This is a genomic window from Stenotrophomonas sp. JAG2, from assembly GCF_041080745.1.
Lineage (GTDB): Bacteria > Pseudomonadota > Gammaproteobacteria > Xanthomonadales > Xanthomonadaceae > Stenotrophomonas > Stenotrophomonas maltophilia_AA.
Map to the genome: position 1 here is coordinate 511,521 of NZ_JBEUMH010000001.1, position 8,850 is coordinate 520,370.

Consider the following 8,850-nt stretch of genomic DNA (forward strand, 5'->3'; position numbering starts at 1 on the left):
CCCGCGGTGTGCAGCATCTGTCATCGCACGGGCGGCGCGGCCCGGCCGCGGGTCAATCCAGGAACAGATCCGGCAGCAGCGGCTGCGATGGATCGACGGCATAGCCGCTCAGATCGGTGATGCCCGCCTGCGCCAGCACCTCGTCATCGAGCAGGAACTGGCCACTGAAACCGGCGGCCTCCCGGGTCAGCACCGCGTGCGCGGCATCGGCCAGGATCTGCGGGGTGCGGCACCCGGCCGGATCCACGCCGGGAATCATGTTGATCGCGTCAGTAGCGATGATGGTGCGCGGCCACAGCGCATTGACTGCTACGCCCTGCGGACCGAACTCGGCGGCCAGCCCGAGGGTGACGAAGCTCATGCCCATCTTCGCCAGCGTGTAGCCGGTGTGCGGGGCCCACCACTTCGGGTCCAGGCTCGGCGGCGGCGCGAGGGTGAGGATGTGCGGATTGGGCGCCTGCAGCAGGTGCGGCAGGCAGGCCTGCGCGCAGAGGAAGCTGCCGCGCGCGTTGACCTGCTGCATCAGGTCGAAGCGCTTCATCGGCGTATCCAGCGTGCCGCGCAGCCAGATCGCGCTGGCGTTGTTGACCAGGATGTCGATGCCCCCAAACGTATCCACCGTGGCAGCCACCGCCGCGCGCACCTGGTCCTCTTCGCGGATGTCGCACTTCAGCGCCAGCCCCTGCCCGCCCGCGGCAGTCACCGCCTCGGCCGCGCTGTGGATGGTGCCCGGCAGCTTGGGATTGGGCACCGAGGACTTGGCCGCGATCGCGACGTTGGCGCCGTCGCGCGCCGCACGCAGTGCGATGGCCAAGCCGATCCCGCGCGAGCCGCCGGTGATGAACAGGGTTTTGCCTTGCAGACTGGCCATGCGCGGGTTCCTTCGGTGCGATTGCAATGGACCCGCATTATGCCGCCCCCGCGCATACGCCGGATTCATGCGCGGCGTCGATACTGGGCGTTCACGTTCTGCATGGAATGAGCGACATGACGGCGATCCGCCTTCCCCTGACTGCGCTGGCCCTGGTGCTCGGCGTTGCCGCCTGCCAGCCGGCGGGCGCTCCGACAAGCGCCGAGGCGCAAGCGGCCGCCACCGTTCCGGGCACCACGGGCGGCGCGTCCCCCTTCAGCGAAGCCGCGATCTGGGACGGCGAGGTCGATGCCTGCCGTGGCCAGGCACCGGTCGCCGATGACTGCCTGGCCCACGCCATGCAGGCCGCCAAGGCCAGCCCGCAGGCGATCGCCGCCGCCCATCAACTGGGCGCGCAGGGCAATCCCGGCTATGTGAGCGCATGGCGCGAACAGGACGGCGTAGGCGTCGCCACGATTGAGTACCCGTTCCGCGCCAATACCAATGAAGGCACGCTGCTGGTCGACAGCGCCGGTCACACGGTGGATGTGGATGCGGACGTGCTGCCGGAAATGTCGCGCGCCGATGCCACGGTCAAGCCGTTCCTGGATGCACACCCGGAGGCCACGCCCTTCGCACCGGCCGAGGCCAGCGGCAGTGAAGCGCGGCCCGACGGGGGCGTGCGCCTGATCTACAGCACGCCGATGCGCACCTGTCACGCCTGCGCGGATGTCGGGAAGCTGCGGGTCGCCTACGATTTCGATGCGCAACGCCGCTTCAGCGGCAAGCAGATCCTTGATCTGCGCTGAAGCCCAGGCAGCGACCGGCCGCGCTCAGGGCTTCGGGCCCTGCCCTTCGTTGTCTTCCCAGTGCAGGATCCTGCGGGTGACGAAGCGGTAGACCGGCTTGCCGGTGCGGAACCACAGATCGCGCACCCACGAGGTGCGCTTGAGCAGCCGCTTCTCCACCGGCGTCAGGTACTGCCGGCAGTACATGCGCTTGTGCTTGAGCAGATGGCGCAGGTCTTCGCGGGCCAGCAAGCGCATCCAGCGCGAGCGCGGGTTGCCGATCACCGCCAGCTGGAAATCGATCAGCGCCGGCGAACCGTCTTCGCGTACCAGCCAGTTGGCTTCCTTGGCCAGGTCGTTGTGCGCGATGCCATGGCGGTGCACCTGCTGCAGCAATCGGCGGGCGGCACGGAAGTACGCCAGGTCGCCCTGCGGCGGACGCTGGTACATGGCATCACCGGCCATGAAGCTGCGGTCCAGCCAGCGCCCGTTCCAGTCCAGCAGGCGCGGGGTGTCGGGCATGCCATCCAGATGCGCCAGCGCGCGTGCCTCGCGCCGGGCCAACCACCATGCCGGCAGCCGCAGCCACCACGGGGTGGCTTCCAGATCACGGCGCACGAAGCGCTGGCCGTCCTGCTCCATCAGCAGGATGCGGCCGAAGCTGTCGGCTTTGAGGGCGGTCGGGGCGGCGTCGGCGGGGCGTGTCATGCCGCCATTCTAGGCGGGTGATCGCGTTCATTCACTGCAGATGCCGCACTTTCCCCGCCGCCGGCCGGCAGTCAGTCACTTTGCCCCCTCTATAATCCCCCGATGGACTCGTCATGGATCGATGCCACGCTTGCGTGGATCTCAGCTCACCCCGTGCTTGCCGGTGCGGTCATTTTCCTCATCGCGTTCTGCGATGCGGTCATCGTGCTGGGCGCGATCGTGCCCGCGTTGCCGCTGCTGTTCGCGGTCGGTGTGTTCATCGGCCTGGGCCAGATCTCCGGACCGTATGCGGTGGCCTGCGCAGCCCTCGGCGCGTTTGCCGGCGATGGCATCAGCTACTGGATCGGTCGGCGCTGGGGCGATCGCCTGCGGGGTTTCTGGCCCTTCAGCAAATACCCCCAGCTGCTCGACCGTGGCGAAACGATGTTCCGCCGCAATGCGTTCAAGAGCATCCTGGTCGCGCGCTATGTCGGCGCGATCCGCCCGTTCGTGCCCGCCATCGCCGGCATGATGAAGATGCCGCTGTCGCGCTACATCCAGGCCAGCGGCATCGCCAGCCTGTCCTGGGCAGTGCTGTTCCTCGCGCCCGGCTGGGTGCTTGGCGAGGCCTATGACGCAGTGGCTGCGGTCGCCGGCCGGCTGGTGATGGTGCTGGCCCTGCTCGGCGTGATCATGGGCCTGGTCTGGGCGATCGTCCTGTACGGCTACCGCTGGTCGGCCTCGCGCATGGACAGCTGGCTCGCCAGCCTGCTGGCCTGGTCGCAGCGGCACCCGACCCTGGGCCGCTATTCGGTGGCGGTGTTCGACCCGCAGCGGCGGGAGTCGGTGCCGTTGGCGATGCTGGCGGTGATGCTGCTGCTGCTCGGCTGGGGCTGGTTCGCGTTGTTGATGGCGGTGGTCGCCCACGGCGAGCCGCTGATGGTCGACCTGGCCGTGCACCACGCGATGCTGGCGCTGCGCAATCCGCTGGCCGATTACCCGATGGCCGCCCTGGCCTCGCTGGGCGCGTGGCAGGTCCTGCTGCCAGCCACCGTCGCCGGCATGGGCTACCTGGTCTGGCGCCGGCGCTGGATGGCGGCGGCCCACTGGCTGGCCGCGCTCGCCTTCGGCCTTGCACTGTGCAAGCTGCTCGGCGCGACGGTGGACGTGGTCCGCCCGCCAGATGCGAGCAGCGGCTTCGGCTTCCCGTCGGTCTCGGTGACGATGGCCACGATCACCTTCGGCTTCTTCGCCGTGCTGATCGCGCGCGAGCTGCCGGGCCGCACGCGCGTCTGGCCTTACCTGCTCTCGGGCATCATCGTCAGCCTGATCGGCTTCGCGCGCATCTACCTCGGCGCGCATTGGCTGAGCGATGTGATCGGCGGCATGCTGTTCGGTCTGTTCTGGCTGCTGGTGCTGGGCATCGCCTACCGTCGCCGCTTCAACCGCTCGTTCTGGGTCAAGCCGGTGGCATGGCTGTTCTACGGCACCTTCGCCATCGCCGCGCTCTGGTATGCCCCGCGCAACATCCCGGTCAAGCTGGCGCGTTTCGAGCCGGCCCAGCCGACCCCGGCGCCGCTGGATGCCCAGGCCTGGTGGACAACCGAATGGCAGAACCTGCCCTCGCGCCGCAATGAGTTCGATGACGATCAGCGCTGGCCGCTGGATGTGCAGGTGGCCGGTCCGTTGGCGCCGCTGCAGCGTCGGCTGGAAAGCCAGGGCTGGCGCGTGCAGCCGCAGGCCGGTTGGGAGCAGGCGCTGTTGATGCTCGACAAGTCCGGCGACAAGGACACCGTGCCGGTACTGCCGGCCACCCTGGACACGCAGGTCGAGTCGCTGCTGATGCTGCGCGCGGGCAATGCGCCCAACGAGATCTTCGCGCTGCGCCTGTGGCCGGCACCGGCACGTCTGGCGGCGCCGGACAACGAACCGCTGTGGCTGGGCAGTGCGCAGACGCTGCATTACCAGCAGCACTTCAAGCTGATCGGGATGTGGCGGCCGATGCGCGGCATCGACCCGTCGCTCAATGCGGTCCGCCAGGCCTTGGAGGGCCTGCCGCAGCAGGTCGATACCCATCCGGACACGGAGATGCCGGTACTGCGCGTGCGCATGCCCCCGGCGGAATGAGGCAGCGCCGGGGCGTCCCCGGCCGATCGTGCAGCGGGGCCACGCCCCGCGTTACGGCATCCAGTCCAGCAGCGCCTGCAGGCGCTGATGCGGATCATCGCGCTGCAGCAGCTGCAGGCGCTGAGCATCCTGGAGCGGAAGCAGTTCGGCCAGGCGCCAGCCGACCCAGCTGGCCTGCTCCATCTGCGCCGGGCTGACCGGGGCGAACGCGGCGCCCGCCTGCTCGATGATGTGCTCGAGCACGGTCGCCATCAGCGCGTGCTCGGGCTGCAGCTCGTCGTCGCTGTCGGGCGCGCACCAGGTCACCTCGGCGATGATCAGGCCGTTGTCGCGCACCCGGCTCCGTTCGACATGGAAGCGGCGCTGGCCGCGCAGGCGCAGCACCAGCACGCCATCGGCACCCACGTCGAAATCCTCGATCCGCGCCTCGACCCCGTAGGCGGCGGGCAAGGCCGGCGCACCGACCTCCTCGCCGTCCAGGATCAGGCAGACACCAAACGCGGTGCCCGCCCGGCTGCATTCGCGCAGCATGTCCAGATAGCGGCGCTCGAACACCCGCAGGCCCAGCGCCGCACCGGGCAGCAGCACGGTGTGCAGCGGGAACAGGGGCAGCGAAGCGGTCTCGGTCATGGCCAGCGGCACTCAGGGATGCTGAAGCTGCGCCAGGAAACGACGCGGGGCGCCGTCGAACCCGCCGTTGGACATGAACACCACATGGTCGCCCGGCGCGGCGATCGCGCCCAGTTGGGCCAGCAGCGCATCGGTGTCCGCCACCGCATGCGCCTCACCCCGCACGGCGGCGATCACGGCGGCGGCATCCCAGGCCAGCTCGGGGCGATGCAGGAACACCACCGCGTCGGCCCCGTCCAGCGACGGCGCCAGGGCCTGCGCGTGTGCGCCCAGCCGCATTGAATTGCTGCGCGGCTCCATCGCCACCACGATTCGGGCATCGCCGACCTTGGCACGCAGGCCGTCCAGCGTGGTGCGGATCGCAGTCGGGTGGTGCGCGAAATCGTCGTAGAGGGTGATATCGCGCGCCTGGCCGATCACTTCCAACCGGCGCTTGACGCTGCGGAACGCGGCCAGCGCCGGGATCACCGTGGCCAGCTCGACGCCGACCGCATGCGCGGCGGCCAGGGCGGCCAGCCCGTTGAGGACGTTGTGGCGGCCGAGCAGCGACCAGCGCACTTCACCGACCCGTGCGCCGCGATGGTGCACGACGAACACGCTGCCATCGGCTTCCACCAGTTCGGCGTGCCATTCCAGCGACGGATCGAATCCGAAGCGCTCCACCGGGGTCCAGCAGCCCATCGCCAGCACCTCGGCGAGATAGGCATCTTCGCCATTGACGATCAGGCGCCCGCGCGCGGGCACGGTACGGATCAGGTGGTGGAACTGGCGCTGGATCGCGGCCACGTCCGGGAAGATGTCGGCGTGGTCGTATTCGAGATTGTTGAGGATCGCCACCAGCGGCCGGTAGTGCACGAACTTGCTGCGCTTGTCGAAGAACGCGGTGTCGTACTCGTCGGCCTCGACCACGAACTCGCGGCCGCTGCCCACGCGCGCGGACACGCCGAAATCCTCGGCCACTCCGCCGATCAGAAAGCCCGGTTCGCGCCCGGCGCTGTGCAGCAGCCAGGTCAGGATGGTGGTGGTGGTGGTCTTGCCGTGGGTGCCGGCCACGGCCAGCGTGTCGCGGCCCGGCAGCACCTGCTCGGACAGCCACTGGGCGCCGGAGATGTAGCGCTGACCGGTGTCCAGCACCGCTTCCACGGCGGGATTGCCACGCGACAGGGCATTGCCGATCACCACCTCGTCGCAGTCGGGCGCCACGCTGTCGGCGCGGTAGCCAGGATCCAGCGCGATGCCCAGGCGTTCGAGCTGGGTGGACATCGGCGGATAGATCGCCTGGTCGCTGCCGCGGACCGTATGGCCCTTCTCGCGTGCCAGCGCGGCGACGCCGCCCATGAAAGTGCCTGCAATGCCAAGAATATGGATCGTGCTCATGCGTACGATTGTCGCCGATCACCAGCGTCGATGGAGATCGCCGTCAGACAACTCCTAGTCGACTATCAGAAAAATCCAGCAGGGTGTCGGGGAATTCCCGATAGCGCCGTACTGTGAAGACGGACACAATTCGCGTGGCCAGCCGCAGTACCCCATTGGTCCTACTCCCCAAGAGGCCATCCCCAGGGGGGCTCATGCTGCGGGGCTCTGAGCAAGCCCGCTCGCTGGCACCTTCAAACCACGCGCCTGGTCCCTTCGGGGGCCGGGCGTGTGTGTTTCAGGGATCCTGCACACCCGGCGCGGGTACGGTGCCGCCGCAGCGGCACCGACCGGCTCAGGCCTGGATCGCGGCGCGGATGCGCGCTTCCACATCGTTCAGTTCGCCCACGCCATCCACGCGTGCGAGCGTGCCGCGGCCGGCATAGAAATCCACCACCGGCGCGGTCTGGTCGTTGTAGACCTGCAGGCGCTGGCGCACGGATTCGGGGTTGTCATCGGCGCGGCCCTGTTCGGCGGCGCGGCCGGCGATGCGCTCGACCAGCAGTTCGGTCGGCACGTCCAGCTGCACGACGGCATCCAGCGGCTGGCCGATCTTGGCCAGCAGGGCGTCCAGCGCGTTGGCCTGGGCCACGTTGCGCGGGTAACCGTCGAGGATGAAGCCCTTGGCCACGTCGTCCTGGCCCAGGCGCGACTCGAGCATGCCCAGCAGGATGTCATCGGACACCAGGTTACCGGCATCCATCACGGCCTTGGCCTGCTTGCCCAGCTCGGTGCCGGCGGCCACTTCGGCACGCAGCAGGTCGCCGGTGGAAATGTGCGCAATCGACAGGTGTTCCTTCAGGCGCGTCGCCTGTGTCCCCTTGCCCGAACCGGGCGGTCCCAACAGAACCAATCGCATCAACCTGACTCCAACTTGGTAAGAAAATGGAAGGGCGCGCGCCGCGGGATTGTCCACAATCACGCTGCACCGCAATACGCGCACTTTACCCCATACCGGTAATGTCTCTGCAATGTCCTTCCCCCAGACCAAGGTCGCACCATGCCCAACGGTACCCTGCTCTACGCCCAGTCAGGCGGCGTCACCGCCGTCATCAATGCCACCGCCTCGGCGGTCATCAGCACGGCCAGGGCCAAAGGAATCAAGGTCTTGGCCGCGCGCAACGGCATCCTCGGTGCGCTCCGCGAAGACCTGATCGACACCTCCCGGGAGACCGCCGCCGCCATCGCCGCCCTCGCCCACACTCCGGGCGGTGCGTTCGGCTCGTGCCGCTACAAGCTCAAGTCGCTGGAGGCCGACCGCGGCAAGTACGAGCGCCTGCTCGAGGTGCTGCGCGCCCATGACGTGCGCTGGTTCCTCTACAACGGCGGCAACGATTCGGCCGATACCGCCTGGAAGGTCTCCCAGCTGGCCAAGGCCTTCGACTACGACCTGACCTGCATCGGCGTGCCCAAGACGATCGACAACGATCTCGCCGTGACCGACACCTGCCCGGGCTTCGGCTCTGCGGCCAAATACACCGCCGTCTCCGTGCGCGAAGCCGCGCTCGACGTGGCCGCGATGGCCGAGACCTCGACCAAGGTGTTCGTCTACGAGGCCATGGGCCGCCACGCCGGCTGGCTCGCCGCCGCCGCGGGCCTGGCCGGCCAGGGCGTCGACGACGCCCCGCACATCATCCTGCTGCCCGAGCGCGCCTATGACGAGGCCGCGTTCCTGGCCAAGGTGAAGCAGGTGGTCGAGCGCGTGGGCTACTGCGTGGTGGTGGCTTCCGAAGGCATCCAGACCGCCGATGGCCGCTTCGTCGCCGATGCGGGCGGCGGCACCGATTCGTTCGGGCATACCCAGCTGGGCGGCGTCGCTTCGCAGCTGGCGGCGCGGGTCAAGGATGCGCTGGGCTACAAGGTCCACTGGACCCTGCCCGATTACCTGCAGCGCTCGGCCCGGCACATCGCCTCGAAGACCGACTGGGAACAGGCGCAGGCGGTTGGCAAGGCCGCGGTGCAGTTCGCGCTGAAAGGCCAGAACGCGGTGATGCCGGTGATCGTGCGCACCAGCGATAAACCGTATCGCTGGAAGATCGAGGCCGCGCCGCTGCACAAGGTGGCCAATCACGAGAAGAAGATGCCGGCCGGCTTCATCCGGCGCGATGGCTTCGGCATCACCGAGAAGGCCCGCGCCTACCTTGCTCCGCTGATCAAGGGGGAAGCGCCGTTGCCGTACGGGCCCGATGGACTGCCGAAGTACGTGACGCTGAAGAACGTGGCGGTCAAGAAGAAGCTGCCTGCTTTCGAGGCATGAACGAGCCCGGTGGTGCCGGCCGCTGGCCGGTACCTTGGGGCTGTCCGGCGTTCGGGTAGTGCCGGCCGCTGGCCGGCACCTTGGGGCTGTCCGGC

At 68.8% G+C, this 8,850-nt stretch carries 8 protein-coding genes; 3 read left to right on the plus strand and 5 right to left on the minus strand.

Features of this window, described 5'->3' with window-relative positions:
- Positions 1–52: 52 nt before the first annotated feature.
- Positions 53–871 carry an NAD(P)-dependent oxidoreductase gene (locus AB9O74_RS02200; RefSeq protein WP_346478926.1) on the minus strand — a complete coding sequence of 273 codons (819 nt, stop codon included), beginning with the start codon at positions 869–871 and terminating at the stop codon, positions 53–55.
- Between the two features lie 116 nt (positions 872–987).
- Between AB9O74_RS02200 and AB9O74_RS02205 the strand changes: the two genes are divergently transcribed.
- Entirely contained in the window at positions 988–1,659 is a 672-nt protein-coding gene (locus tag AB9O74_RS02205) for a hypothetical protein (protein ID WP_369348228.1), read from the plus strand.
- Between the two features lie 24 nt (positions 1,660–1,683).
- Here the strand turns inward: AB9O74_RS02205 and AB9O74_RS02210 are convergent, their stop codons facing one another.
- Positions 1,684–2,346 carry a serine/threonine protein kinase gene (locus AB9O74_RS02210; protein WP_369348229.1) on the minus strand — a complete coding sequence of 221 codons (663 nt, stop codon included), beginning with the start codon at positions 2,344–2,346 and terminating at the stop codon, positions 1,684–1,686.
- 102 nt (positions 2,347–2,448) lie between these two features.
- Between AB9O74_RS02210 and AB9O74_RS02215 the strand changes: the two genes are divergently transcribed.
- Positions 2,449–4,452, plus strand: coding sequence for a bifunctional DedA family/phosphatase PAP2 family protein (locus AB9O74_RS02215; RefSeq protein WP_176988296.1), 2,004 nt, complete (start codon positions 2,449–2,451; stop codon positions 4,450–4,452).
- A gap of 51 nt (positions 4,453–4,503) precedes the next feature.
- Here the strand turns inward: AB9O74_RS02215 and AB9O74_RS02220 are convergent, their stop codons facing one another.
- From AB9O74_RS02220 to AB9O74_RS02230, 3 genes are all read right to left on the minus strand, one after another.
- Positions 4,504–5,082: an LON peptidase substrate-binding domain-containing protein gene (locus tag AB9O74_RS02220; RefSeq protein WP_179460154.1), complete on the minus strand. Its 579-nt coding sequence runs from the start codon at positions 5,080–5,082 to the stop codon at positions 4,504–4,506.
- Positions 5,083–5,094: 12 nt separating this feature from the next.
- Positions 5,095–6,459, minus strand: a complete 1,365-nt coding sequence (gene mpl / locus AB9O74_RS02225) for a UDP-N-acetylmuramate:L-alanyl-gamma-D-glutamyl-meso-diaminopimelate ligase (RefSeq protein ID WP_369348230.1) — start codon at positions 6,457–6,459, stop codon at positions 5,095–5,097.
- 334 nt (positions 6,460–6,793) lie between these two features.
- Entirely contained in the window at positions 6,794–7,357 is a 564-nt protein-coding gene (locus AB9O74_RS02230; RefSeq protein ID WP_176988293.1) for an adenylate kinase, read from the minus strand.
- 141 nt (positions 7,358–7,498) lie between these two features.
- Here AB9O74_RS02230 and AB9O74_RS02235 point away from each other — a divergent pair, with 141 nt between their 5' ends.
- Entirely contained in the window at positions 7,499–8,755 is a 1,257-nt protein-coding gene (locus tag AB9O74_RS02235) for a 6-phosphofructokinase (RefSeq protein ID WP_369348231.1), read from the plus strand.
- The last annotated feature ends 95 nt before the right edge of the window (positions 8,756–8,850 follow it).